The sequence below is a fragment of the Frondihabitans cladoniiphilus genome (assembly GCF_039544345.1).
GTDB lineage: Bacteria > Actinomycetota > Actinomycetes > Actinomycetales > Microbacteriaceae > Frondihabitans > Frondihabitans cladoniiphilus.
Genome location: NZ_BAABLM010000001.1, coordinates 739,144 through 765,299, shown reverse-complemented (window position 1 = coordinate 765,299; position 26,156 = coordinate 739,144). Strand labels below are relative to the sequence as shown.

Below are 26,156 nucleotides of genomic sequence, written 5' to 3'. Positions count from 1 at the left end.
ATGTTGATCCGACTCCTGCACCGCTCTCCCGAGGCCGGCCCCGACGTTCCGACGTCGGTGGTGGTCGGCTCGGAGGGGTCGCAGGAGATCCTGGAGACGCTCTACCGGCCGCCCGTCGGCCGCTGGCTGCGTCTCAACCTCATCGCAGCGGTCAGCGGCGACGCGGCGGGAGTCGACGGCACCTCCGACTCCCTCAGCAACGCCGCCGACCGGGCGATCCTCGCGGCGCTGCGCAACGTGGCGGACGCCGTGCTGGTCGGCGCTCGGAGCGTGCGGGCGGAGGGCTACCGCGTACCCGCTCGGGCGACACTCGTCGTGGTGACGTCGTCCGGCGATCTGTCGGGGCATCGGATGGATCCGGAACGGGCATCCCGCGTTCTCGTGCTCTGCCCGGCCTCGGCCGTGGGCCGGGTCGCCGAGACGCTCGGGGCCGCTGTCGCCGGAGCCGCAAGGGTGGTCGTCGTGCCCGACTCAGGCGGGCGGCTCGACCCGCGGGCCATCGTCTCGACGCTGCGCGACCTCGGGCTCGACTCGATCGTCTGCGAGGGCGGGCCCTCGGTGGCCGGCCAGCTGTTGCACGACGGCCTGGTCGACGAGTTGTGTCTGTCGACCTCGCCGGTGGTCATCGGTAGCGGTCTGCCCGTGTTCGGCACCGAGCGTTTCGACGCGTCGCGGCTGACGCTCTCGCAGCTTCTGATCGACGACGGCAGTGCGCTCTACGCGCGGTGGGCGGTCGGGCGGTAGCCGGCCTTCCTCGCATCCCGCCGCTTTGCGTCAGGACGCCTGCGGGCCGTGGTTGGTCAGGACCTTGTTGAGCAGACTCCTGAGCAGGCGCCGCTCGCTCTCCTGCAAGCCGAGAAGCAGCTCGTCCTGCACGCCGAGCGCGATCTCCTCGAGCTCGTCGAGGTGCCTCCTGCCGCCGGCCGTGATGGTCACGACGTTGCGGCGGCGGTCGTCGGGGTCGGGACGCCGATCGACGTGGCCGGCTTCGTCGAGCCGGCTCGCGACTGCGTTGACGTCGTTGCGGTCGAGGCCCAGCCGTCGCCCGACGTCGGCCTGGCTGAGCGGGCCGTACTCCTCGAGCGCCGCCAGGACGGCGAAATCGGCGCGGCCTCCGAGCGGGATCCGCGCGGCGGTCAGGCGTGCCCCGAGGGTCGCCACCTTGCCCGCCTGCCACTGCGTCAACGACTTGAGGCGGGTGGGAGGGAGCAGCGCATCGATGTCGGCCATGCCTCAACCCTACCGTTGGACTTCCCAACGAATAGCATCTAGGTTGGTTCTACCAACGTTGGTCTTGGCAACGGTTGCCGATTCTGAGGAGTACTCCATGCCCGACTACGTCATCACGAACCAGATGCAAGCACGACCAGGCGGGCAGGATGCCCTGGTCACCCTCTTGAGGGAGTTAGCGAGCGAGATCCATTCCGAGTCCGGTGGTCTGCATTACTCGATCCACCGGGCGCCGGGCGACTCCGACGGCCCCGTGACGGTGGTCCAGGCGTATTCGTCTCGGGAGGCGTTTCAGGAGCACGCGGCCTGGATGAGGCCGCACCTCCCCCGCCTGGTGGCACTTCTGGCCGGGCCGCCTGCTCCCCCGGTGCTGCTGGAGCAGGTGGTGCTGAGCGGCCATCCCCGGGAGTCGTTCGCTGGTGCGCCCCTGGGGTAGGCCGGGTTTGAGTGGTATCGGCCGCACTCTGCGGCGGGGAATCCCTACTGCGGCGAAAGATCTAGTCCGCGGACTAGATTCCTCGCCGCACGCGAGGTGTGCGATCCGCCCGACTCGGGGGGCACCTGGTGCTGGCGCTCGTCGACCTCGCCCTCGACCGGCACTGCGCCCGCGCCGGCGACCGCACACGGCGTGCCTCTGGCCAGGCACCAGCGCGGGAGCCTACGCTTCGTCTGTGTCCGATACTCCCTCAGGTCCTCCGGTGCCCGCCGCCTTCGACGCGGCCATCGAGGCGATCCGCCGCCTCACGGCGCAGGACGACCTGGCCGTGACCGAGATCCCGGCTCCCGGCAGCCTGGCACCGCACTCCTTCGCCCTCTCCGCCGACATCGTCGGTGCGCGGGGCCTGCCCGACCCGGCGCTCGGCACCGGCCGGTTCATCGTCCTGCACGATGCCGAGGAGCCCGAGCAGTGGGGCGGGCCGTGGCGCGTCGTCTGCTTCGCGCAGGCACCCCTCGAGACCGAGATCGGCCTCGACCCGTTCGTGGCCGACGTCACCTGGAGCTGGCTCGTCGACGCCCTCGCCGCCAACGGCGCCGAGTACCGACTCGCCTCCGGCACGGCGACCAAGATCCTCTCCACCGGCTACGGCGAACTGGCCGCGCAGGGCGACGGCGCTCAGCTCGAGCTCCGGGCCTCGTGGAGTCCGACCGACTCGAACCTGGCACCGCACGTCGAGGCCTGGAGCGAGCTCATCCGCACGCTCGCCGGCCTTCCTCCCACCGCGGAGGGCGTCACCCTGCTGGCCTCACGAAGGGTAGGGCGTGAGTAGTCCCGCCACACACTCGACCAACGCTGCGAATTCGTCCGAAGCCACGGCTCCGGCTTCCGTGCACGTCCCGAGCGCCGACGACCTCCACGGAGCCGTCTCGGTCATCGACACCCGCGAGGAGTACCTCGAAGCCGTCGAAAGCCTCCGTCAGGGGCACGGGCCCGTCGCCGTCGACGCCGAGCGGGCCTCCGGCTACCGCTATTCGCAGCGCGCCTATCTGATCCAGGTGTTCCGCCGAGGATCCGGCGTGTTCCTGTTCGATCCCCCGGCCATCGGCTCGATGTCCGAGTTGAACGAGGCCATCCGTGACGAGGAATGGATCTTCCACGCCGCGTCGCAAGACCTGGCCTGTCTGCGTGAGGTGGGGCTGGATCCCACGCGCATCTTCGACACCGAGCTGGGCGCCCGCCTGGTCGGCATGCCGCGGGTCGGGCTCGGCGCCGTCGTCGAAGAGCTGCTGGGCATCCACCTGGCCAAGGAGCACTCGGCCGCCGACTGGTCGACCCGCCCGCTCCCTCAGAGCTGGCTCGTCTACGCGGCGCTCGACGTCGAGCTCCTGCCCGATCTGCGCGACGCCATGCTCGCGGTGATGGAGGAGCAGGAGAAGGTCGAGATCGCCTCCGAGGAGTTCGACGCCGTCCTCCACCGCGAGGCCAAGCCGCCCAAAGCCGAGCCCTGGCGCCGCACCTCCGGGCTCTCGACCCTCCGTGGCCCCCGAGCCCTCGGTCTCGTGCGCGAGCTCTGGCAGACCCGCGACGCCTTCGCGCAGGAGGTCGACACCGCCGCCGGTCGTCTCCTCCCTGACTCGTCGATCATCGCCGCCGTCAAGAACAACCCCGAGACCAAGCGCGATCTCGGAGCCATGAAGGAGTTCGTGGGCCGGGCGAGCCGCACCGAACTCGCCCGCTGGTGGGACGCGCTCGAGCGGGGCCGTGCATCCTCCGACCTGCCCTCTCTGCGGGGCCCGAGCACGGGCGAGCTGCCACCGGCTCGCTCGTGGGCCGACCGGGCTCCCGAAGCCGACGCCCGCTACAAGGCCGCGCGTCCGCGCCTGCAGCACATGTCCGAGGCGATGTCGATCCCGCTCGAGAACCTCCTCACTCCCGACCACCTCCGGCGAGTCGCGTGGGATGCACCCCCCGCCTTCGACGAAGAGCACGTCGGCGCCGCCCTCCGTGACGCCGGTGCTCGGGAATGGCAGATCCGTGCCACGGCCGGAGTCATCGCCCAGGCCTTTGTCGAGGCCCACCAAAGCCTCGCAGCGGACGCCTCCGGGCAGTCGTAGGAACAGTCAAAGGATTCCTGGCGTACAGGTGTCGCTCCTAAGCTCGATGAAGGCCCGAAAGGGCGACGGTTCGGAGTAGAACCGGCGGTTCGAACCAGAACCGGGAGCAATCAGGAGGCATCGTGGCCACTCGATCGGAAGTCGTGTTCGTCGACGGGGTTCGCACCCCGTTCGGGCGAGCCGGCGAAAAAGGCATGTACTGGCAGACCCGGGCCGACGACCTCGTCGTCAAGGCCATGAAGGGGTTGGTCGATCGGAACCCGGCCCTCGATCCGGCCGCCATCGACGACGTCGCCATCGCCGCCACCACCCAGACCGGCGACCAGGGCCTCACGCTCGGTCGCACCGCCGCGCTGTTGGCGGGCCTGCCCCAATCGGTGCCGGGCTACGCCATCGACCGCATGTGTGCGGGCGCCATGACGAGCGTCACCACCGTCGCCGGGGCCATCGCCTTCGGTGCCTACGACTTCGCCCTGGCCGGCGGCGTCGAGCACATGGGGCGCCACCCGATGGGCTTCGACGCCGACCCCAACCCGCGTTTCCTCAGCGAACGCCTCGTGAGCGCCGAGGCGCTGAACATGGGCAACACGGCCGAGCGAATCCACGACCGCTTCCCGGCGCTCACGAAGGAGCGCTCGGATCGCTTCGCCCTCGGGTCGCAGCAGAAGACCGCGGCCGCCTACGCCTCCGGGCAGATCCAGCCCGACCTGGTCTCCGTCGCCGTGAAGACCAGCTCCGGCTGGGGCCTGGCCGACCGCGACGAGGCGCCGCGCCCCGAGACCACGCTCGAAGGCCTCGCCGGGCTGCGCACCCCGTTCCGGCCTCACGGCCGGGTCACCGCCGGCAACTCGTCGGGTCTGAACGATGGCGCGACCGTCTCGCTGATCGCCTCCGAGTCGGCCGCTCGCGCCGCGGGCATGACCCCGAAGATGCGTCTGGTGAGCTTCGCGTTCGCCGGCGTCGAGCCCGAGATCATGGGAATCGGCCCCGTACCGTCGACCGAGAAGGCGCTGCGCAAGGCGGGCCTCACCATCGACGACATCGGCCTGTTCGAGCTCAACGAGGCGTTCGCGATCCAGGTGCTGTCGCTGCTCGACCACTTCGGCATCGACGACGACGACCCGCGGGTGAACCCCTGGGGCGGTGCGATCGCGGTCGGGCATCCCCTCGCCTCGTCGGGCGTCCGGCTGATGATCCAGCTGGCGCGCCAGTTCGAGCAGCACCCCGAGGTGCAGTACGGCCTGACCGCCATGTGCATCGGGCTCGGCCAGGGCGGCAGCGTCATCTGGGAGAACCCGAACTTCGACCCCAAGGCGGCCAAGAAGGCCGGAAAGGCGAGCAAATGAGCGTCGACACGTCCACCCTTCTCGAACTGACGGCCGACGAGGTCGTCACCCACTCGTACGTCCGCGACGTCACGCTGCCGTCCGGGGCCACCCTGGCGCTCGTCACGCTCGACAACGACCGCGACCACCGCAGGCCGTCGACCCTCGGCCCGGCCACGCTGATCGAGTTCTCCGCCGCCCTCGACACGCTTCGGGCCCGGGCGGCCGCCGGCGAGATCCAGGCCATCGCGGTGACGGGCAAGCCCTACTTCCTCGCCGCGGGCGCCGACCTCTCGAAGGTGTCCGAGATCCCCTCGCGCGACGCCGGCCGCCAGATGGCCCGACTCGGCCACGAGGCCCTCGGCAAACTGCACGACGCCGGTGTCCCGACCTTCGTCTTCATCAACGGCTTGGCGCTCGGCGGCGGTATGGAGATCGCTCTCCACGCCGACTACCGGACGGTCGACGCCACCGCGCCGGCCCTCGCGTTCCCCGAGGTCTTCCTCGGCATCATCCCCGGCTGGGGCGGCACGTACCTCCTGCCGAACCTGATCGGCATCGAGAACGCCCTCAACGTCATCGTCTCGAACCCGCTCAAGAACAACCGCACTCTGAAGGCACCCCAGGCACTCGAGCTCGGCATCGCCGACGCGATGTTCGGCTCCGTCGCCTTCCTCGAAGACAGCCTGAAGTGGGCCGACGGCATCCTCACCGGGGCGATCACGGTGAAACGCCCGAACGTTCCCGGCAAGATCGAGCGAGCCGTCAAGTGGGATGCCGCCATCGGCATCGCACGCAAGCAGCTCCAGTCGCGCATCGGCACCGTCGCGAAGTCGCCGTACCGGGCGCTCGAACTGCTGGCTCTGGCCCGCAAAGCCTCGCGAGAGGAGGCCTTCGAGGCCGAGGACGAAGCACTGGCCGACCTCATCTCAGGAGACCAGTTCCGCGCCTCCATCTACGCCTTCGATCTGGTTCAGAAGCGCGCGAAGCACCCGGCCGGTGCCCCGTCACCCGACCTGGCCCGGAAGATCACGAAGGTGGGCATCGTCGGGGCCGGCCTCATGGCATCCCAATTCGCCCTGCTCTTCGTCCGCAAGCTGCGGGTGCCGGTCGTCATCACCGACATCGACCAATCGCGTGTCGAGGGAGGCGTGGCCGGCATCCACGCGTCCATCGACGAGATGCAGACGAAGGGCCGCATCTCCCCCGACGAGTCGAACCGGCTCAAGGCGCTCATCTCCGGCACCACCGATCTGGCCGACTTCGCCGACGCCGACTGGGTCATCGAGGCCGTCTTCGAAGAGCTGAGCGTCAAGCAGGAGGTGTTCGCGAACGTCGAGAAGATCGTCGCCGAGACCTGCATCCTGGCGACCAACACCTCGTCGCTCTCGGTGAGCGCGATCGGGTCCGGGCTCGTGCATCCCGCGCGCCTTGTCGGGTTCCACTTCTTCAACCCGGTCGCCGTCATGCCGCTCGTCGAGGTCGTCAACACTCCGGCCACCGACGACGAGACGCTCGCCACCGCGATGGTCGTGGCGAAGACGCTGGGCAAGAGCGCCGTCATCACCGCCGACGCGCCCGGCTTCGTGGTCAACCGCGTGCTGGCGAAGCTGCTCGGCGAGGCGATGCACGCCGTCGAGACGGGCACCCCGTTCGAGGTGGTCGACAGCGCCACGGCGCCGTTCGGGCTGCCGATGACCCCGTTCGAGCTGCTCGAACTCGTCGGGCTCACCGTGGGCGCGCACGTGCTCGACACCCATCACGCGGCGTTCCCCGACCGCTTCTTCGAGAGCCCGGCCCTGCACGAGCTGGCCGATCACGGGAAGATCTTCACGCGGGATGCCAAGGGCAAGCGTACCGGATTCGACCCGGCCGCCGTCGCGATCGTGACGAAGGCGGCGGCGGCTGCAGGTCGTCCGCAGGAGCCTCAGACCGCGGAGCAACTGCTGCGTCGCGTCGAAGACGGCCTGGCAGACGAGATCGGCAGGATGCTCGACGACGGGGTCGTCGCGGCGGCGGAAGACATCGACCTGTGCCTGATCCTGGGCGCCGGGTGGCCCTTCCAGATGGGCGGGGTCACACCGTACCTCGACCGAGTCGGGGCAGCGGAGCGGGTGCGGGGGCGGACGTTCCACGAGCCCGCCATCCGCGGCGTGGCCTAGCACCGGCCGGCGTAGGCACCGGCTCGGCACCGGCTCAGGCACCGGCCTGGTGCCGGCGCCGGTGCCGCGCGCATCCGCAACTCAGGCTTCAACGAGCGCCACTATCGCGTTTTCAGGCGTTGCCCCACCGAGCTGACGCAAGTCAGGCGGAACGCCTGTCTGGCGGCGCAACTCAGGCAGCCGCCACCGGATCTCCTGAGAACGGGTGCCCGCTCAGTCGCGCGCGGCGCCCTCGTGCTCGGCGGTGGCCGCGCGGGCGACCGGGATCTTGCTGCCCAACACCTGGGCCACGACGTCGCGAGCGATCACCTGTGCGGTCAGACCGGCCTCCTCGAGGATCTGCGCACGAGTCGCGTGCTCGAGGAACGCGTCCGGAAGCCCGAGCTCGGTGACCGCCGTGTCGACGTTCGCCGCGCGGAGGTCCTGTCGCACCCGCGTTCCGATGCCGCCGACGCGCACGCCGTCTTCGATCGTGATGACGAGGCGGTGTTCCGCGGCCAGGGTGATGACGCTCCCCGGCACGGGCACCACCCAGCGCGGGTCGACGACGGTCGCGCCGATGCCCTGAGCCGCCAGTCGCTCCGCCACGTCGAGACCAAGTGTCGCCATCGGCCCCACGGTCAGCAGCAGCACGTCGGGGCGCTCACCCCGGAACAGCACCTCGACGCCGTCCTCGAAGCGCTCGATCGCAGGGATGTCGGGTCCGGCCTCGCCCTTGGGGAACCGCACCACGGTCGGGGCGTCGTCCACGGCCACGGCCTCGCGGAGCTCTTCACGGAGACGGGCGCCGTCTCGAGGGGCGGCGAGACGGATGTTCGGCACGACCTGCAGGATCGCGAGATCCCACACGCCGTGGTGGCTCGGCCCGTCAGGGCCGGTGACCCCCGCGCGGTCGAGCACGAAGGTCACGCCGGCCCTGTGGAGGGCGACGTCCATCAGCACCTGGTCGAAGGCGCGGTTGATGAAGGTGGCGTAGAGCGCGACGACGGGATGCAGCCCGCCGAACGCGAGACCGGCTGCGGACGCGACGGCGTGCTGCTCGGCGATGCCCACGTCGTAGACGCGCTTCGGGTACTTCTCGGCGAAGCGATGCAGCCCGACAGGTCGGAGCATGGCGGCGGTGATGCCCACGACGCGACGGTTCTCGTCGGCGATCGAGACGATCTCGTCGGCGAAGATCGAGGTCCAGCCGGGTGACTTGGTGGTCTCGAGCGTCTCGCCCGTCTCCGGGTCGATGTGACCGACGGCGTGGAACTGATCGGCTACGTCTTTTCGAGCCGGCTCGTAACCGCGGCCCTTCTCCGTGATCGCGTGCACGATCACCGGGGCGCCGTAGTTCTTGGCCTGGGTCAGCGCCTCTTCCATCGCCGCTTGGTCGTGGCCGTCGATCGGGCCGATGTACTTGATGTCGAGGTTGGAGTAGAGCGCCTCGTTGTTGGTGAACCGGCTGAGGAAGCCGTGCAGTCCGCCCCGGACGCCGCGGTAGAACGCGCGGGCCGGCGACCCCAGATGGTCGAAGGCCGCCCGGCTCTGGAGGTGCATGTCGCGGTACTTCTGGTTCGTGCGGACGGTGTTGAGGAACCGGGCCATGCCGCCGATGGTCGGCGCGTACGAGCGGCCGTTGTCGTTGACGACGATGATCAGGCGACGGTCGTTGTCATCGCTGATGTTGTTGAGCGCCTCCCAGGTCATGCCTCCGGTGAGGGCGCCGTCGCCGACCACCGCGACCACGTGCCGATCGCCGTGACCGGTGAGGGTGAACGCTCGCGAGATGCCGTCGGCCCAGGAGAGTGACGACGAGGCGTGCGACGACTCGACGATGTCGTGCACCGACTCGCTGCGCTGCGGGTAGCCGGCGAGGCCGCCCTTCGAGCGGAGGTCGGAGAAGTCCTGCCGACCGGTGAGGAGCTTGTGGACGTACGACTGGTGGCCCGTGTCGAACACGAGGGCGTCGTTCGGCGAGTCGAACACGCGGTGGAGCGCGATCGTGAGCTCGACGACGCCGAGGTTCGGACCGAGGTGGCCGCCGGTCTTGGAGACTTCGGCGACGAGGAACGTGCGGATCTCCGCGGCGAGGACGAGGAGGTCGTCGCGGCTGAGTGCGTCGAGGTCGCGTGGCTTGTGGATGGTCTCGAGGAGGCCCATGTCACTCCCTTTCCGCGCGCCGGGGCGCACTGCTCAAGTTTAGGCGCCAGGTGCCGAGAAGGCCGAAACGCCCCCACCCCCAATGAAGGAGGTGGGGGCGTCTCTCGTGCGAAGCGCTACACCAGCGACCGCAGCACGTACTGCAGGATGCCGCCGTTGCGGTAGTAGTCGGCCTCGCCGGGGGTGTCGATGCGGACGACGGCCTCGAACTCGACCGTCTCCTTGCCGGCGGGGCTGTGCTCCGTCGGTTCGGCCGTGACGTGGACCGTCTTGGGGGTCGTGCCCTCGTTGAGCTCGGTCAGACCCGAGATGCTGATGCTCTCGGTTCCGTCGAGGCCGAGAGAGGCCCAGGTCTCCCCCGCCGGGAACTGCAGAGGAACGACGCCCATCCCGATGAGGTTGGAGCGGTGGATGCGCTCGAAGCTCTCCGTGATGACGGCCTTCACTCCCAGGAGGGACGTGCCCTTGGCCGCCCAGTCGCGCGACGAGCCTGAGCCGTACTCCTTGCCGGCCAGCACCACGAGCGGGGTGCCCTCGGCCTGGTAGTTCGCGCTCGCGTCGTAGATGAACGACTGCGGGGCGTCCGGCTTGGTGAAGTCGCGGGTGTAACCGCCCTCGACGTCGTCGAGGAGCTGATTGCGGAGACGGATGTTGGCGAAGGTGCCGCGGATCATCACCTCATGGTTTCCACGGCGGGAGCCGTAGGAGTTGAAGTCCTTGCGCTCGACGCCGTGGTCGGACAGGTACTTGCCCGCCGGGCTGTCCACCTTGATGGTCGAGGCGGGGCTGATGTGGTCGGTCGTGACCGAGTCGCCGAGCTTGGCGAGCACGCGCGCACCGGAGATGTCGACCACGGGGGTCGTCTCGATGGTCATGCCGTCGAAGTACGGGGGCTTCCGCACGTAGGTGGACTCGTCGCTCCACTCGAAGGTCGCGCCCTCGGGGGTCGGGAGCGAGCGCCAGCGGTCGTCGCCGTCGAACACGCCGGCGTACTCGTGCGTGAACATGCCGGTGTCGATCGACTCGTCGATGGTCTTCTGCACCTCTGCCGCGTCGGGCCAGATGTCGCGCAGGAAGACGTCGGTGCCGTCGGACGAGGTGCCGAGGGCGTCGTTCTCGAAGTCGAAGTTCATCGAGCCGGCGAGGGCGTAGGCGATCACCAGAGGAGGCGAGGCCAGGTAGTTCATCTTCACGTCGGGGTTGATGCGACCCTCGAAGTTGCGGTTGCCCGAGAGCACGGCCGTGACGGCGAGGTCGTTGTCTTGGACGGCGGTCGAGATCTCGTCGAGGAGGGGGCCCGAGTTGCCGATGCAGGTCGTGCAGCCGTAGCCGACGGTGTAGAAGCCGAGGTCCTCGAGGTAGCTCGTGAGGCCGGCCTTCTCGTAGTAGTCGGTGACGACTTTCGAGCCGGGAGCCAGCGTGGTCTTGACCCACGGCTTGGCCTTCAGACCCTTCTGCGACGCGTTGCGGGCGAGGAGCCCGGCCGCGAGCATGACCGACGGGTTCGACGTGTTCGTGCAGGACGTGATCGCCGCGATGGCGACGGCGCCGTGGTCGAGCGTGAACTCGGATCCGTCGGAAAGGGTGACGTCGGTGGGCTTCGACGCGTGCGACGGAGCGGCCGAGGCGAAGACCGGCGACGCGTTGTGGGCCGTGTCTTCGTCCTGAGCCGTGAAGCCGACCGGGTCGGACGCCGGGAACGTCTGCTCGACGGCCTCGTCGACGCCGGAGTGGTCGACGCTCGTGTAGTTGCCGAGGTCGATCTCGAACTGCGACTTGGCGCCGGACAGCTCGATGCGGTCTTGAGGGCGCTTCGGGCCGGCGATCGAGGGGACGACCGTTGCGAGGTCGAGCTCGAGGTATTCGCTGAAGACGGGTTCGACCGCAGGGTCGTGCCAGAGGGTCTGCGCCTTCGAGTAGGCCTCGACGAGGGCGACCTGCTCTTCGCTGCGGCCGGTGAGGCGCAGGTAGTCGAGCGTGACGTCGTCGATCGGGAAGATGGCGGCGGTGGAGCCGAACTCGGGGCTCATGTTGCCGATGGTGGCGCGGTTCGCGAGCGGGACCTCGGCAACGCCCTCGCCGTAGAACTCGACGAACTTGCCGACGACGCCGTGCTTGCGCAGCATCTGCGTGATCGTCAGGACGACGTCGGTGGCGGTGACGCCGGTCGGGATCGAGCCGGCCAGCTTGAAGCCGACGACCTTCGGGATCAGCATGGAGACGGGCTGGCCGAGCATGGCCGCCTCGGCTTCGATGCCGCCGACGCCCCAGCCGAGCACGCCCAGACCGTTGACCATCGTGGTGTGGGAGTCGGTGCCGACGAGCGTGTCGGGGTAGGCCCGGAGGGCACCCTTGACCGTGCGCGTGTAGGTGACCTGCGCCAGGTACTCGATGTTGACCTGGTGGACGATGCCGGTGCCCGGCGGCACGACCTTGAAGTCTTCGAACGCCGTCTGGCCCCAACGGAGGAACTGGTACCGCTCGCCGTTGCGCTCGTACTCGAGCTCGACGTTCCGCTCCAGCGCGTTCTCGCTGCCGAAGAGGTCGGCGATGACCGAGTGGTCGATGACGAGCTCGGCCGGCGAAAGGGGGTTGATCTTGGTGGGGTCGCCACCGAGGTCGGCCATCGCCTCGCGCATGGTGGCGAGGTCGACGATGCAGGGCACACCGGTGAAGTCCTGCATGACGACGCGAGCCGGCGTGAACTGGATCTCCGTGTCGGGCTCCGACTCGGGAACCCACGAACCGAGCGCCTCGATCTGCGACTTCGTCACGTTCGCACCGTCTTCGGTGCGGAGGAGGTTCTCGAGCAGCACCTTGAGGCTGAACGGCAGCTTCTCGTAGCCGGGCACCGAATCGATCCGGTACACCTCGTACGTCTTGTCACCGACCTCGAGCGTGCTCTTCGAGCCGAAACTGTTTACGTCTGACACGTCGTCTCCTTTGCTGCCTGGACCTCGTCGTACTAGGCAATGCTCGCGGTGGACCGCCATGGTCCACCAGCAAGGCCAGCCTAAGTCCGTCGGACGCCCAGGGCCCGCTCTTCGCGAACTATCTTGATGTCAAGATAAAGCTAGCACCCGCCGAGCCGAAAGCGAGACGGGGGATGCACGGCTCGCCGAAAAGCGCCGGCTCAGTTCCAGATCGAGATCCAGTCGATGTCGAGGTGGCCCGACGAATCGGTCGGCACGGTCCCCTGGTTGATGAACGTCTCGGCCTGCAGAGTGACGCGCATCGCCTGCGTGGGTACGGCTCCAGTCACGGACGAGACCAGCTGGCCGTCCCAGTAGAAGCGGACCGTGTTCGAGTCCCACTCGGTCGTAGCCGTGTGGTACTGAGTCTGATCGGTGCTCGAGAAGATCTGCGTCGCCGGCAGGAACTGCATATTGCCGTTGGAGTAGGTGCCCGGGATGGCAGAGGCGGGGCGCACGGTCTGGCCGAGGTCGCCTTCCGGCCAGTCGATCTCGCCCTGGTTCCACACGTCGTTCGACGGCCAGAACATGCCGACGAACTTGTAGCCGGGGGTGACGGTCGACTTGAACCTCACCGAGACCCGACCCGTGGTGTGAGCCGCATAGTTGTCCGGCATGATGGTCGCGACCAACGGCTGGCCGTTCTCGGAGTGGAGATAGAAGTCGAGGTTGCCGTTCGCGACGCTGAGCACCTTGTCGGGAGCGTAGAGCCCCTGGCCCGAGGTGTCGCGCTGCCCGTTGTACACGCCGATCTTCGGATAGACCGACGTGAACTGGCCGAGGGCGGCGGGGGTGTTGAAGTCCTGGGCGTACGACTGCACCCAGGTGCGGCCGTTCGACGAGACCGTGCCCGTCGGCATCGTGGTGTCGAGGGGGATGCTCGGAGCCGACGCTTCGAAGGCGTTCGCCGCCCGGCCGAGGCCGTTCGCCGCCTGCGCGCGGGCACTGGCCGCGGCGGCGTTGGAGTCCACCGCGGCGGTGTCGGAGGAGGTGGTCACGGTGGTTCCCGTCGTTGCGAAGGCGTGGGCGGGGATGGCGCCGATGCCGACGATACCGCCGATGACGACGGCCGCCGTGACGACGAGGCGAAGAGAGGGGGTCACGGGTCAAGTCAACTGAAACGGGGGACACGCGACCAGCCCCACACAGGGTGTCGGCTACGTGGAGGACGGACCGGGGTACGGATCGGCGTCGTTCTCGGCGGCCGCTCGTGAGGCGTAGACGGTTCGCACCAGGAGCCAGGTGACCCAGAGCATCGCTGCGTAGAACGGCACACCCAGGACGAGTTTGGAGGCGGCGAGCAGGGTGACGTCGCGAGCGAGGAAGAGCGGCACCTCGACGGCCAGCCGAATCGCGAAGAGGAGCACCCAGAGCCAGGTGGTCAGAGTCAGGACGCGGCGTTTGGCGCGGTCCGCCCGCCAGGCGGCGCCCTCGTTGGTCAGAAGGCCGACGACGATGCCGATCAGGGGCCAGCGGGCCACCAGGGTCGCCAGGAGCACCACGATCGAGATGGCGTTGATGACGATGCCGGGGATGAAGTTGTCCACCGCCCGCCCGCTGATCAGCGCGAGGACGGCCGAGAGGGCGATACCCAGCAGGCCGGCAATGGCCTGCGGCACCGGCCCCCGCTGGACGAGACGGACGACGACGAAGACCACGCCGACGGCCACGGGGATGAGCACGGCAGGCAGGAGGGCCTGCGTGAGCGTGTAGATGACCAGGAAGGCGAGACCCGGAAGGATCGACTCGACGAGACCGCGGACTCCCCCGATGGCTGTCAAGAGGGCGTGGCCGGTCGGCACCTCACCCGGAGCCACCTTGCCGATGCCGGCGCGGAGTGCCGCCTGGCGCAGCTGGTCGGAGAGGGAGAGGGCCGGCGTCTCGTCGGCTCCGCCCGGGGAGTCGCTCATGCCGCTCAGACGACGGTCTTGGCGGCGTCGGTCGGCGCGGCCTTTGGCATGTGGAGGGGGATCAGATCGCGCGGCGGCATCGGGTCGTTGCCCCGGACCACCACGACGCTGCGGAAGAGGTCTTCGATCTTCTCCGCCGCCTCGGGATCGGCCGCGGCCTCGCCCGCGATGACCCCACGGAGGAACCAGCGGGGACCGTCGACGCCGACGAAACGAGCCAGCCGGGAGGTGCCGGCCGACGTGTCTCCGCCTGCGGCCACGGGGATCTCGGCGCGGATCTCGGGACCGAACGGCCCCTCGATCTCGGTGGTCGTCCCGCCCTGCTTTCGGATCTGGTCGGCGATCTGCTCGCGGATCTCGTGCCAGAGTCCGGTGGAGCGCGGAGCCGCGAACGGCTGGACCTGCAGCGTCGACTTCGCGAAGTCGAGGCCGACGGCCACGACGCGCTTGGACCCTTCCTCGACTTCGAGGCGGAGGTGCAGACCCTCGCGGGGGACGATCTTCACGCCGCCGAGGTCGACGTACGGTCGCACCGGGCTGGCCTCGTGTTCGTCCAGCGGGCCGTTCTCGGCGCGATCGTCGGGTGCCGACTTGTCGTCGAGCACGTAGTCCGCCTCGATCTCGACCTCGTCGGCCTCGATGACCTCCAGCTCCGCTTCGGTCTCGGCGTCGGGCTCGACCACAGTGGCCTCGTCGACCTCGGTCCGGGCCTCCGCTTCGGCGATTTCCGCCGCCTTCTGCTTGGACTTTCTCACAGCGAGCCTCCTGGGGATGCGTAGCCGGTCGACCCGAACCCGCCCTCGCCGCGAACGCTCTCGGGGAGCGTCTCGACGGGAGAGAAGGTGGCACGGACGACGGGCATGATGACGATCTGGGCGATCTTGTCGCCGACCTCGATGGAGTAGTCGGCGTCACGATCGGTGTTGAGCAGTGTGACCTTGATCTCGCCACGGTAGCCCGCGTCGACAGTGCCGGGTGAGTTCACGACGGTGATGCCGTGCTTGGCGGCGAGACCCGAACGCGGCACCACGAAGGCCGCGAAACCGTCGGGCAGGGCGATCGACACCCCGGTCGAGACGAGAGCCCGAGCGCCGGCGGCCAAGGTGAGCGCCTCGGCCGAGAGCAGGTCGGCGCCGGCGTCGCCGGGGTGGGCGTAGAGCGGAGGAACGGCCGAGCGGCGCCCGTCGGGCCCCGGAACGGCAGCGAAGAAGACGTCGAGCTCGGAAGTCACGTGTCGAGGGTAGTGCAGAAGTCTGGTCGAATAGTCCTATGACCCCGTACCGCGAACGCCTCGTCCCACCGCTCCAAGTCTTCGCCGCCCTGCTCCTCGTCGTGCCCGCCTGCGTGCTCGTCTTCCTGCCCATCAACCTCGCGGTCGGCTGGGCTCTGGGCATCGTGCTCTACATCGCGTTCGGGCTGGCCTTCGTGTTCGGCTCCCCCGTGCTGACGGTCTCTCCCGAGGGGTTCCACGCGGGGCGTGCGGTGCTGTACCCGCAAGAAATGGGAACGGCCACCGCCTTCTTCGCAGAAGAGGCGACGGCCGAACGGGGTCCGAGGTTGGATGCGCGGGCGTGGACCCTGTTTCGAGGCTGGGTCCACCCGGTCCTGAAGGTGGAACTGACCGACGTGACCGACCCGGCACCCTATTGGCTGGTGTCGACGAGACACCCGCAGAAGCTGTCCGCGGCGATCGACGGGATCAGGCCGCGCACTCCCGGCAGATAGGCCCGAGCTTCGACTCGTGGTCGAGCTGCGAGCGGTGCTTCACCAGGAAGCACTCCACGCAGGTGAACTCGTCGGCCTGCGGGGGCAGGACGACGACGTCGAGATCGAGGTCGGAGAGGTCTTGACCGGCGAGCTCGAAGCTCCCCGGGTTGTCGGAGTCGTCGACGTCGACCGCACCCGACATCTTGTCGGGGACCCGCTCTTTCAGCGCCTCGATCGACTCGGAGTCGTCATCGTTCTTTCGAGGTGCGTCGTAGTCGGTGGCCATGCCCATCCAGTTCTGTCGTTCGTGCTGCGAATCGGGGTCGTACCCGAATCGGCGGGCACAGTTTGCACCAATGTCTTATCAATAGCAAACCGGCTCGTACGGCCCTGCGACCGCACCGACAGAACTTGCGGCGCGCCCGTCTTATTCCCCGGAAAACAGCCCCTCACGTGGCATTCTGACTGGCGAATCGCGACAGCGGAAAACGTGCAGATGCAGGAGCAGAAGCCATGCAGGATCTGAAGGTAATCGGCGTCGAGAACGGCGCCCTTCTGGTGGCGACCGACGCCGGAAGCGAGTTCCGTCTGCCCGTCACCCTCTCCCTCCAATCGCAACTGCGGGCGGCCGATCCCCAGCGGACGGTCGTCGAGCGGAAGGTCCCTCCGCGCGAGATCCAGGCGAGCATCCGTGCCGGTCGGTCGGCCGAAGAGGTCGCCTCGGCCTCCGGCGTCGAACTCGACTACGTGCGACGTTTCGAGGGTCCCGTCCTCGCCGAGCGCTCCTTCGTCCTCGAGACCGCGCGGGCCGTCTCCGTCAGCATCGCCACCGACGGCGACATCACCGGTCAGACGTCCCGATTCGGCGACGTCATCGATGCTCGCCTCGACACCGCCGCCGCCGTCGACCGCGAGTGGAAGAGCTACAAGGACGCCGAGCACGGGTGGGTCGTCCACGTCTCTTACGTCACGCACGAGGTCGAGCGCGATGCCACATGGCGCTTCGATCCCAAGAAGCAGAGCCTCGCCCCTCTGAACGGCGACGCCCACACGCTTTCCCGCCAGGACGCCGAGCACACGAACCTCGTGCCGCGCCTCCGCGCGGTCGGCCCCGCTGCGAGCACGCCGGACGACTCGGGGCGCTTCGACAGCGGAGCGTTCGAGGTGACCGGCGAGCCCGTCGAGACGAGCGTCGCCCACGACGGGACCCCGTTCGACCGATCGCGGGCCGGAGACCGGTCGGCCGCGTCGATCGTCGCCATGAACCGCGCACCCGAGGCCGCTCCGGAGCACAACCAGACCGCCGATCTCCTCGAGGCGCTCCGTCGCCGCCGGGGTGAGCGCGAGGCGGCTCGATTCGACGACGCCGACCCCCGATCGAACCATCCGTCGACGGGTTCCATCCGGGTCATCGACGTCCCTCTCGACGACTTCGACGAACCCGAGCACTCCGAGCCGCCGCGCGTCACCAAGCCGCTGGCGACCCACCCGGCCGCGGCCAGTCGGTTCGCTCCCGATGCGTCCACTGCTCCGGCACCCGACGGCGACTCGACCGGCGATCAGCCGACCGCGGGGCGACCGGTCCGAGCCGAACGCGCGCCGGAGCCCGCGCGCCCGGCTCGCGCCCGACGGGGCCGAGCGTCGATGCCGAGCTGGGACGAGATCGTGTTCGGCGCGCGGTCGGACGACGACCCGTCCTGAGCGCCGAGGCGGATTCGGCCCGCGGTCAGTCGGCCAGCGCGCCGAACCGAAGCAGCGGAACCCGGGTCTCGTCGTCGGACCACGAGCCGTGCTGTCCGATCATCCCGCGGGCCTTGTCGTCTTCGTCGGCGTAGTACGCGATCCCCTTGCGAGCCGCCACGAGCACATCGCCGATCCGCGGCTCCACCTCGGGTGCGACGTCGCCGAACCAGCCCTGCTCGATGGCCTCCGACCGCGTGACGACCCATGACCGATGCGATTCGGCCGCGCGCCAGGCGTCCAGCAACCCGCGCCGCGCCTCTTCGCCGAGATCGGGTTCGAGGTGGAGTTGGAGGCACCGCGGCTCCCCCGCCACGTGCCGCACACCCGCCAGCAGCTCGGGCTTGTGCCCGTAGAGCACGTGCTTGTGCGCCGGGACGTCGACCATGCCGTGGTCGGCCGTGACGAGCAGAGCCTGCCCCGCCCCGAGAGCGTCCACGAGCATCCTCACCTCGCCGTCGAGGTTCTCGAGGGCACGTGACCACTTGTCGGACTCCCAGCCGTCGGAGTGTCCGGCCATGTCGAGTTCGGGCACGTAGAGGTAGGTGAGGGAACGGCCCCCGGCACGCAGGATGCTCGTGGCCGCTCGGAACCGGTCCGCCACCGATTCGGCGCTGCGGTAGACGGCTCCTCGGAGGATGGCCTTGGTGAGGCCCGAGTTCGCGTACCGCTTCGGGCCGACCGTGTAGGTGGCGATCTCGTCCGTCGGCACCGACTCGAAGACCGTCGGAACGCGCTGCCAGGTCGCGGGGTCGAGGCGGTCGTCCCAGCCCGAGAGCTGTTTGACGACTCGGTCGTGAGCGGTGTCGAGCACTCGGTAGCCGACCAGGCCGTGCTGCCCCGGAAGGACGCCGGTCGTGAGAGTGGTCAGGGCGGCGGCGGTCGTGGTCGGGAAGCCGGACCAGAGCGAGCCGGAAGCACTCGTGAGAGTGCGGGCATAGGCGGACCTGGCCCTGAGGGAGGCCGAGCCGAGACCGTCGACGACCAGGACGACGATGGCCGTCGTAGGCGAAAGGGACAACCGGTTCTCCCCACCCCGCAGGGAGGCGATGCAACTGGGGAGGACGTCGGCCAGGCTCACGGCCAGGGAGTCGCGCGCCGGTACCATGGTCGTCATCGGCCCCAGTCTGGCACAGCGCCTGTGCCCGGGGCCTCCTCACCCGCCGGCGCCTCTGCGCCCCTGTTCTCCGAGAAGTAGATGGCCACGACCGACGACACCCAGAGCCTCTACCCGGGCGAACGCATCGAAGAGGTCGACGTCTCGACCGAGATGCAGGGGTCGTTCCTCGAATACGCCTACTCCGTCATTTATTCGCGGGCTCTGCCCGACGCGCGCGACGGCCTGAAGCCGGTGCAGCGCCGCATCCTCTACCAGATGTCCGAGATGGGTCTGCGGCCCGACCGCGGCCACGTCAAGAGCGCGCGTGTGACCGGGGAGGTCATGGGCAAGCTGCACCCCCACGGCGACTCGGCCATCTACGATGCCCTGGTGCGCCTGGCCCAGGACTTCACCATGCGGCTGCCGACCATCGACGGCCATGGCAACTTCGGCTCGCTCGACGACCCGCCCGCGGCCGCTCGGTACACGGAGGTGCGTCTGGCCCCGGCGGCCCTGGCGATGACGGAGGGGCTCGGAGAAGACGTCGTCGACTTCGTCCCCAACTACGACAACCAGCTCATGCAGCCCGAGGTCCTCCCCTCGGCGTTCCCCAACCTGCTCGTCAACGGCGGCAGCGGCATCGCCGTCGGCATGGCCACCAACATGGCGCCGCACAACCTCATCGAGGTCGTCGGCGCGGCTCGTCATCTGATCGAGCATCCCGAGGCGACCCTCGACGACCTGATGGCGTTCATCCCCGGTCCCGACCTGCCCACCGGTGGCACGATCGCCGGGCTGGCCGGCGTCCGCGACGCGTACGCCACCGGTCGCGGCAGCTTCAAGACCCGTGCCAAGGTCGCCATCGAGAACATCACGGCCCGGAAGAAGGGGCTCGTCGTCACCGAGCTGCCCTACCTGATCGGGCCCGAGAAGATCATCGAGCGCGTCAAGGACGGGGTGCAGGCCAAGAAGCTCACCGGCATCTCCGACATCAACGACTACAGCGACCGCCATCACGGCCTGCGACTCGTCATCGAGATCAAGACCGGCTTCGAGCCCGAGGCCGTGCTCGAACAGCTCTATCGCTACACGAACCTCGAAGACGGCTTCAGCATCAACAACGTCGCCCTGGTCGACGGGCAGCCGCGCACGCTGGGGCTGAAAGAGCTGCTCGAGGTCTACGTTGCCCACCGGCTCGACGTCGTCACGCGGCGCAGCCGCTACCGCCTGCAGAAGCGCGAAGACCGCCTGCACCTCGTCGAAGGCCTGCTGATCGCCATCGTCGACATCGACGAGGTCATCCAGGTGATCCGCACCTCCGACGACAGCGAGACGGCCAAGACGCGGCTGCGCGAGGTCTTCGACCTGTCCGATCTGCAGGCCGAGTACATCCTCGAGCTGCGTCTGCGTCGCCTCACGCGCTTCAGCCGCATCGAGCTCGAGACCGAGCGCGACGAGCTGAACGCGGCGATCGCCGAACTGCGCGAACTGCTCTCCGATCCCGCCAAGCTGCGGGCTCTCGTCTCGACCGAACTGGGCGAGATCGCCGACACGTACGGCACGCCGCGCCGCACGCTGCTGACCGAGGCGGCACCCTCCATCGCGTCGGCGGGCAAGAAGTCGGCGCCGCTGCTCGAAGTGGCCGACGTGCCGACGCGGGTGTTCCTGTCGACGACGGGGCGGCTCCTGCGCGTGGATCTGGCCGACCCGGCCGCCGATCCCTCGGCATCCCCCGCGCCCGTTCCGCCGTCTCGGCGCACGAAGCACGACGCGATCCTCTCCCGGATCGACACCACGACACGGGCCGAGATCGGCGCGGTCACCTCCACCGGCCGCCTGATCCGATTCAGCCCGGTGGACGTGCCCGCGTCACCGCCCAGCTCGGTCCAGCTCGGTGCCGGGGTGCCGATCCGCGACTACCTCGGCCTGACCGACACCGGCACGTCCAAGACGCCGCGCGAACGGGTACTCGGCCTGGTCTCGCTCACGAGTGAAGCCCCCGTCGCCCTGGGCACGCTTCAGGGCGTCGTCAAGCGCGTGACTCCTGGTCAGTGGCCGTCGAAGCCCGACTTCCCCGTCATCTCGCTCAAGCCGGGCGACGCGGTCGTCGGCGTGGCCCAGGGCAACGACAGCGACGAACTCGTCTTCGTGACGTCGAACACGCAGCTGTTGCGCTACTCGGCCTCCGCGGTCCGCCCCCAGGGGCCGGCCGGCGGCGGGGTCGCGGGCATCTCGCTCGCGGCGGGCGCGACGGTCCTCTTCTTCGGGGCCGTGCCGGCCGCGTCGGTCGCGTCAGGCGAGGCCGTCGTCGCCACCATCTCGACGTCCTCGGCGACGATCGCCGGCGCCGACCCGGGTCGGGCCAAAGTCAGCGACTTCGCCGAGTACCCGGGCAAGGGGCGCGCGACCGGCGGGGTACGCGCACACGCTCTGCTCAAGGGCGAGGACGCTCTCTCGGTGGCGTGGGTGGGCGTCGCTCCCCCGCTGGCAGTGGCGGCCGACGGCGGCGTCCGACAGCTGCCCGAGACCCGAGCTCGACGCGACGCCTCGGGGGTGCCCCTCGACACGGTCGTGGGCTCGATCGGCGGCGCGGTCGGCTGATCCGAGCGCAGTCCCCGCTCGCTCGTCGCCGCTGCGCTACGTGTCGATGCGGTCCCGCGAGAGGCCGGCACCGTCGATGATGAACTCCTTGCGCGGGGCGACGTCGTTGCCCATCAGCAGCTCGAACACCCGCCCGGCATTCTCGGCGTCCTCGACCTTGACACGCCGCAGCATCCGGTTCGAGCGGTCCATCGTGGTCGTGGCGAGCTGCTCGGCATCCATCTCGCCGAGCCCCTTGTAGCGCTGGATCGGGTCCTGGTACTTCTTGTTCGTCTTCTGCAGCCCCTTGAGGACGCCCTGGAGCTCGGCCTCGGAGTAGGTGTAGATCGTCTCGTTGGGCTTCGAGCCGGGGTTCATCACGACGACCCGGTGCAGCGGCGGCACAGCGGCGAACACGCGGCCCGCCTCGATCATCGGCCGCATGTAGCGGAAGAAGAGCGTCAGCAGCAGGGTGCGGATGTGGGCGCCGTCGACGTCGGCGTCGCTCATGATGATGACCTTGCCGTACCGCGCCTGGTCGAGGTCGAACGACCGGCCGGAGCCGGCGCCGATCACCTGGATGATCGACGCGCACTCGAGGTTCGACAGCATGTCGCTGACGGACGCCTTCTGCACGTTGAGGATCTTGCCTCGGATGGGCAGCAACGCCTGGTACTCGCTGTTGCGGGCGGCCCGCGCGGTTCCGAGGGCGGAGTCGCCCTCGACGATGAACAGCTCGCTCTGCGCGACGTCGTTGGAGCGGCAGTCGACCAGCTTGGCCGGCAGCGATGAGCTCTCGAGCGCGTTCTTGCGGCGCTGCGTCTCTTTGTGCGCTCGGGCCGCGATGCGGGACTTCATCTCGGCGACGATCTTGTCGAGGACGGCGGCGGACTGCGTCTTGTCGTCGCGCTTCGACGACGCGAAGATCTCGCCCAGCTGCTTGGTCACCACGTTCGAGACGATCGCCCGGACTGCGGGCGTGCCGAGCACCTCTTTGGTCTGCCCCTCGAACTGCGGTTCGGGCAGTCTCACGGTCATGACGGCCGTCAGGCCGGCGAGCACGTCGTCCTTCTCGAGCACGTCGGTGCCGACTTTGAGACGGCGGGCGTTGGTAGCGACCTGCTGCTTCAGGAACTTGAGGAGGCCGGCGTCGAATCCGGCCTGGTGCGAGCCGCCCTTGGGCGTCGAGATGATGTTCACGAAGCTGCGCGTGACCGTCTCGTAGCCGGTGCCCCACCGCAGAGCGATGTCGACCTCGCAGTCGCGCTGGACCTCGGTCGACACCATCTGACCGGAGTCGGTCAGAACGGGCACGGTCTCGGAGTAGTGCCCGGTGCCCTGCAGCCGCCAGGTGTCGGTGACCGGCGAGTCGGGGGCGAGGAACTCGACGAACTCGGAGATGCCGCCGTCATAGCGGAACTCCTGGTCGACGGGCTCCCCCGCCTCCGAGAGGTGGCCGGGGCGCTCGTCGCGGATGCGGATCGTCAGGCCCGGCACCAGGAACGCCGTCTGGCGGGCGCGGGTCAGAAGGTCTTCGGTCTTGAACTCGGCGCCCTTGGTGAAGATCTGGCGGTCGGCCCAATAGCGGATGCGCGTGCCGGTGACGCCCTTGGCGGTCTTGCCGACAACGCCCAGCACGCTGCCCTTCTCGAACGGCGAGAAGGCGGCGTCGCGCGACTTGTCGGCCGAGGCGCCGGCGCCGTCGGCGAACGTGCCGGGCTCGCCGCGGTGGAACGACATCGCGTAGGTCTTGCCGCCGCGGTCCACCTCGACGTCGAGACGTTCCGACAGTGCGTTGACGACGGAGGCGCCCACCCCGTGCAGCCCGCCGGACGCCGCGTACGAGCCGCCCCCGAACTTGCCTCCGGCATGAAGCTTGGTGAAGACGACCTCGACGCCGGTCAGGCCGGTCTTCGGCTCGATGTCGACCGGGATCCCGCGAGCCGTGTCGCGCACCTCGACGCTGTCGTCCGCGTGCAGGACGACGTCGATCGACGTGCCGAACCCTCCGAGGGCCTCATCGACCGAGTTGTCTATGATCTCCCACAGGCAGTGCATGAGACCCCGGGAGTCGGTCGACCCGATGTACATGCCCGGGCGCTTGCGAACGGCTTCGAGGCCTTCGAGCACGGACAGGTGTCGGGCCGAGTAGTTCGACGCGGTATCGGACGAGGCCATGAGTTTGATTCTATCGAGACCGGAGCGCCGTTCCGGGCTCGACACCCGCGAAAGCGCCCACCCTGAACTGGGGTCGGAAGAACGCGTACGCGATGAGCGAAATCCAGCGAAATGACGCACGGATGAAACGTTCCCGTGTTTACATGAGTCACACGTACCCGCAGCACCACCGCTTTGGAGGAGCACCCCATGACTCAGATGGCCACCGACCAGTCCGCTGTCGACGAGCTCGGCTCCCGCTACCAGTTGTCCGCAGCAGACCGCTGCGACAGCTGCGGAGCGCAGGCTTACGTCCGCGCAACCATGGCCAGCGGAGAGCTCCTGTTCTGCGCCCACCACGGTGCGCAGTTCAAAGAGAAGCTCCAGCCGAACGCTCTCGAGTGGCTCGACGAGAGCGCCAAGCTCGGCAACCGCTAGGCCCACCAGGCCTCGGCCCCACAGACTCACGACCCAAGAAGGCCCGCTCCCCCACGAGGGAAGCGGGCCTTCTGCTCGTCCGCGGCTCCGCCGAAGGGCCGGACCGGAACGTGGGATGCACTACATCGCTTTGAACGAGCGCTCCAGATTGCTCGTGATCACCTCGCGCGACTTCCGCGCGAAGAGGTCGAGACGGGCGTGCGCGTCGTTCGTGGCGTAGCTCTCGCCGCGGCGGCCGAGCGCCGCGCTCAGGATCCGATCCGTCAGCTCGGGATTCAGCGGCAGCAACGGGCCCTTGAGCTGCGTGCCGAACGAGGCTCCGCGCAGAACGCCCTCGGACCCGTCGCCGTTGCCACCACCGGAGACGACCGAGGCGAACGCCGACGCCTCCTTGCCGATCTGGAAGCGCGTCGCGTGGTCCTCGAACCCGAGCACCTGCAGCTCGGCTCCTGCGGCGGCGCCGGCGTAGCGCGTGGTCACGTCGAAGTAGTTCGTCCGACGCGCGGCGCCTCGTAGCGCCCGGGCGTCGAAGAACCCCAGCCCCTCGAGCGTGTCGCCCTCCTCGGGCACGATCTCGCGACTGAGGAGCTCCATGCCGCCGCCGATCGCGACGACGGGCACTCCGGAATCGGCCCAGTCGGCCAGGAGGTCGCGCAACCGGAGGGCATCGGCGTGGATGGCGCGCAGGGTCGAGAGGGGTCCGCTGCCGATGTGCACGACGTCGGCGCTGGTGGGCAGGGCATCCCCCGGCCGGTGCTCGTGGACGGTGACCTCGACGCCGGCTCGGCGTGCACGCTCGACCAGGGTGACGACGTTGCCGCCGTCGCCCGAGACGCCGAGCTGCTCGGGGTAGAGCTGGACGATGTCGAGGGTGCTCACGCGCGCTTCTCCAGGTCGGGGTAGCCCAGCATCTTGCGGGCGATCATCATCTGCTCGTAGTTGACGATGAAGTTCTTCGTCTTGCTCGCCGGAGCGGGAAGAGCCTTCATCAGGTCGATCGCCTTCTCGATCTCGGGCTCGACCGTGCCGATCGGGATTCCGGCGTGCTCGAGACGCAGGGCGATCTGCCAGGCCTTGGCCCCGGACACCACGTCGACGTGGTCGAGCGACGAGAAGTCGACGTCGTAGATCCAGGAGATGTCGGGCGTGCCCTCGTCGATGGCGAGCAGCACCTGCTCGGGAGCGGCGGTCAGGGCGTCGAGGTTGAGCTGGAGGCTCGCCGCGTTCTTGAACATGACGAACTCGGCCTCGTCGGCGCCGATCTTCAGGCGTTCGCCGCGGCCGTACGCGGGCTTCATCGACGCGAAGGCGGCGACGGCACGGCGGCTGTCGAACTCCGTGCCGAGCGCGACGCGTGCGGTCTGGATCGCGGCGGCCGCGTCGACGGCGTAGTGCAGGCCGCGCGCGGGGAGGCGGACGTCGAGGCTCTCGGCCCCGAGCCGGATGGTGGCCCCGGCCGGGGTGATCGCCTGGACCTCGGCCTGGGCATCCCCCGCCTCGCCCTTCGTCGCACCGCTACCGAAGTCGCTGGCGTTCTGCAGACCGTGCGGCGCCGCGGCGACCAGAGCGGGGGATGCACCGAACCGCGTGACGTCGAGGGTCGCATCGGTGAACGGGCCGAGGTACTCGTCGTCGCGGTTGGTGACGACGTGCGCGGACGAGGTCTTCGCCGTGTCGGTCATCATGTCGGCGACGCGCTCGGTCTCGTAGAAGCGGTAGAGCTGGTCGACCTGGACGTTCAGCATCAGGACCGTCGACGGGTGCAGGAGCCCGCTGAGCTCGACCGCGAACGCCTCGTCCACCTCGATGACGCCGACGTCGGCCTTGAGTCGACCGAACAGGCTCACCTCGGACAGCAGCGCGGAGGCGATGCCCTGCGGCAGGTTGGCCCCGGTCGGGTTCGTGAACACGCGCAGCCCGTGAGCGCGCATGACGTCGGAGAGCATGTGCGTCGTCGTGGACTTGCCGTTCGAGCCGAGGACGAAGACCACGCCGCGGTCGAACTGCTTCGTCACGTCGGTGAGGAACGTCGGCAGCAGCTTGAGCACGAGGTAGCCCGGGTACGCCGAACCGCCCCCTCGGGCGCGGGCCGCGATGCGGGCGAGGCGCCCGAGGAGGATCGGGAAGAAGTACTTCAT

At 69.1% G+C, this 26,156-nt stretch carries 22 protein-coding genes; 10 read left to right on the top strand and 12 right to left on the bottom strand.

Features of this window, described 5'->3' with window-relative positions:
* Entirely contained in the window at window positions 1–744 is a 744-nt protein-coding gene (locus tag ABEA39_RS03520; protein WP_345373261.1) for a dihydrofolate reductase family protein, read from the top strand.
* Window positions 745–774: 30 nt separating this feature from the next.
* Here ABEA39_RS03520 and ABEA39_RS03515 read toward each other — a convergent pair whose 3' ends face one another.
* Entirely contained in the window at window positions 775–1,230 is a 456-nt protein-coding gene (locus ABEA39_RS03515; RefSeq protein WP_345373259.1) for a MarR family winged helix-turn-helix transcriptional regulator, read from the bottom strand.
* A gap of 97 nt (window positions 1,231–1,327) precedes the next feature.
* On the opposite strand from ABEA39_RS03515, the gene ABEA39_RS03510 reads away from it, so the two are divergent.
* From ABEA39_RS03510 to ABEA39_RS03490, 5 genes are all read left to right on the top strand, one after another.
* Complete coding sequence (locus tag ABEA39_RS03510; RefSeq protein WP_345373257.1) at window positions 1,328–1,666, top strand: putative quinol monooxygenase; 339 nt, start codon at window positions 1,328–1,330, stop codon at window positions 1,664–1,666.
* A gap of 235 nt (window positions 1,667–1,901) precedes the next feature.
* A complete protein-coding gene (locus ABEA39_RS03505; RefSeq protein WP_345373255.1) occupies window positions 1,902–2,498 on the top strand; it encodes a DUF3000 domain-containing protein in 597 nt (198 codons plus the stop codon).
* A gap of 58 nt (window positions 2,499–2,556) precedes the next feature.
* Window positions 2,557–3,783 carry an HRDC domain-containing protein gene (locus ABEA39_RS03500; RefSeq protein WP_425556918.1) on the top strand — a complete coding sequence of 409 codons (1,227 nt, stop codon included), beginning with the start codon at window positions 2,557–2,559 and terminating at the stop codon, window positions 3,781–3,783.
* A 122-nt stretch (window positions 3,784–3,905) separates the two neighbouring features.
* Entirely contained in the window at window positions 3,906–5,129 is a 1,224-nt protein-coding gene (locus ABEA39_RS03495; protein ID WP_345373253.1) for a thiolase family protein, read from the top strand.
* Window positions 5,126–7,270: a 3-hydroxyacyl-CoA dehydrogenase NAD-binding domain-containing protein gene (locus tag ABEA39_RS03490; protein ID WP_345373251.1), complete on the top strand. Its 2,145-nt coding sequence runs from the start codon at window positions 5,126–5,128 to the stop codon at window positions 7,268–7,270. The genes ABEA39_RS03495 and ABEA39_RS03490 overlap by 4 nt, the downstream gene beginning before the upstream one ends.
* A gap of 213 nt (window positions 7,271–7,483) precedes the next feature.
* Here ABEA39_RS03490 and dxs read toward each other — a convergent pair whose 3' ends face one another.
* The 6 genes from dxs to dut form a co-directional block, all read right to left on the bottom strand.
* Window positions 7,484–9,415, bottom strand: coding sequence for a 1-deoxy-D-xylulose-5-phosphate synthase (gene dxs, locus ABEA39_RS03485; protein ID WP_345373249.1), 1,932 nt, complete (start codon window positions 9,413–9,415; stop codon window positions 7,484–7,486).
* 116 nt (window positions 9,416–9,531) lie between these two features.
* Window positions 9,532–12,348, bottom strand: coding sequence for an aconitate hydratase AcnA (gene acnA / locus ABEA39_RS03480; protein ID WP_345373247.1), 2,817 nt, complete (start codon window positions 12,346–12,348; stop codon window positions 9,532–9,534).
* Window positions 12,349–12,548: 200 nt separating this feature from the next.
* Window positions 12,549–13,490, bottom strand: coding sequence for a glycoside hydrolase family 16 protein (locus ABEA39_RS03475; RefSeq protein ID WP_345373245.1), 942 nt, complete (start codon window positions 13,488–13,490; stop codon window positions 12,549–12,551).
* Between the two features lie 54 nt (window positions 13,491–13,544).
* Window positions 13,545–14,297, bottom strand: coding sequence for a DUF3159 domain-containing protein (locus ABEA39_RS03470; RefSeq protein ID WP_345373243.1), 753 nt, complete (start codon window positions 14,295–14,297; stop codon window positions 13,545–13,547).
* Window positions 14,298–14,302: 5 nt separating this feature from the next.
* The gene (locus ABEA39_RS03465; protein WP_345373935.1) at window positions 14,303–14,917 is read right to left on the bottom strand and encodes a DUF3710 domain-containing protein; all 615 of its coding nucleotides are present in this window, start codon (window positions 14,915–14,917) and stop codon (window positions 14,303–14,305) included.
* A 131-nt stretch (window positions 14,918–15,048) separates the two neighbouring features.
* The gene (gene dut, locus ABEA39_RS03460; RefSeq protein ID WP_345373241.1) at window positions 15,049–15,528 is read right to left on the bottom strand and encodes a dUTP diphosphatase; all 480 of its coding nucleotides are present in this window, start codon (window positions 15,526–15,528) and stop codon (window positions 15,049–15,051) included.
* 38 nt (window positions 15,529–15,566) lie between these two features.
* Between dut and ABEA39_RS03455 the strand changes: the two genes are divergently transcribed.
* On the top strand, window positions 15,567–16,022 hold the full coding sequence (locus ABEA39_RS03455; protein WP_345373239.1) for a DUF3093 domain-containing protein: 456 nt from the start codon (window positions 15,567–15,569) through the stop codon (window positions 16,020–16,022).
* On the opposite strand, the gene ABEA39_RS03450 is transcribed toward ABEA39_RS03455, so the two are convergent.
* Complete coding sequence (locus ABEA39_RS03450; protein WP_345373237.1) at window positions 15,997–16,290, bottom strand: DUF4193 domain-containing protein; 294 nt, start codon at window positions 16,288–16,290, stop codon at window positions 15,997–15,999. The two genes, ABEA39_RS03455 and ABEA39_RS03450, sit on opposite strands and share 26 nt — an antisense overlap.
* A gap of 227 nt (window positions 16,291–16,517) precedes the next feature.
* On the opposite strand from ABEA39_RS03450, the gene sepH reads away from it, so the two are divergent.
* Complete coding sequence (sepH, locus tag ABEA39_RS03445; protein WP_345373235.1) at window positions 16,518–17,705, top strand: septation protein SepH; 1,188 nt, start codon at window positions 16,518–16,520, stop codon at window positions 17,703–17,705.
* 25 nt (window positions 17,706–17,730) lie between these two features.
* On the opposite strand, the gene ABEA39_RS03440 is transcribed toward sepH, so the two are convergent.
* Window positions 17,731–18,861 carry an alkaline phosphatase family protein gene (locus ABEA39_RS03440; RefSeq protein ID WP_345373232.1) on the bottom strand — a complete coding sequence of 377 codons (1,131 nt, stop codon included), beginning with the start codon at window positions 18,859–18,861 and terminating at the stop codon, window positions 17,731–17,733.
* Window positions 18,862–18,942: 81 nt separating this feature from the next.
* On the opposite strand from ABEA39_RS03440, the gene ABEA39_RS03435 reads away from it, so the two are divergent.
* On the top strand, window positions 18,943–21,444 hold the full coding sequence (locus ABEA39_RS03435; RefSeq protein ID WP_345373230.1) for a DNA gyrase/topoisomerase IV subunit A: 2,502 nt from the start codon (window positions 18,943–18,945) through the stop codon (window positions 21,442–21,444).
* Window positions 21,445–21,480: 36 nt separating this feature from the next.
* On the opposite strand, the gene ABEA39_RS03430 is transcribed toward ABEA39_RS03435, so the two are convergent.
* Window positions 21,481–23,601, bottom strand: a complete 2,121-nt coding sequence (locus ABEA39_RS03430) for a DNA gyrase/topoisomerase IV subunit B (RefSeq protein WP_345373227.1) — start codon at window positions 23,599–23,601, stop codon at window positions 21,481–21,483.
* Window positions 23,602–23,790: 189 nt separating this feature from the next.
* Here ABEA39_RS03430 and ABEA39_RS03425 point away from each other — a divergent pair, with 189 nt between their 5' ends.
* The gene (locus tag ABEA39_RS03425) at window positions 23,791–24,018 is read left to right on the top strand and encodes a DUF7455 domain-containing protein (protein WP_345373225.1); all 228 of its coding nucleotides are present in this window, start codon (window positions 23,791–23,793) and stop codon (window positions 24,016–24,018) included.
* 120 nt (window positions 24,019–24,138) lie between these two features.
* Here the strand turns inward: ABEA39_RS03425 and ABEA39_RS03420 are convergent, their stop codons facing one another.
* Together ABEA39_RS03420 and ABEA39_RS03415 are read right to left on the bottom strand one after the other, a co-directional pair.
* Window positions 24,139–24,897 (bottom strand): type 1 glutamine amidotransferase, encoded by a 759-nt coding sequence (locus ABEA39_RS03420; RefSeq protein WP_345373222.1) that lies wholly within the window; start codon window positions 24,895–24,897, stop codon window positions 24,139–24,141.
* The gene (locus ABEA39_RS03415; protein ID WP_345373219.1) at window positions 24,894–26,156 is read right to left on the bottom strand and encodes a MurT ligase domain-containing protein; all 1,263 of its coding nucleotides are present in this window, start codon (window positions 26,154–26,156) and stop codon (window positions 24,894–24,896) included. Before ABEA39_RS03415 ends, ABEA39_RS03420 begins: the two co-directional genes overlap by 4 nt.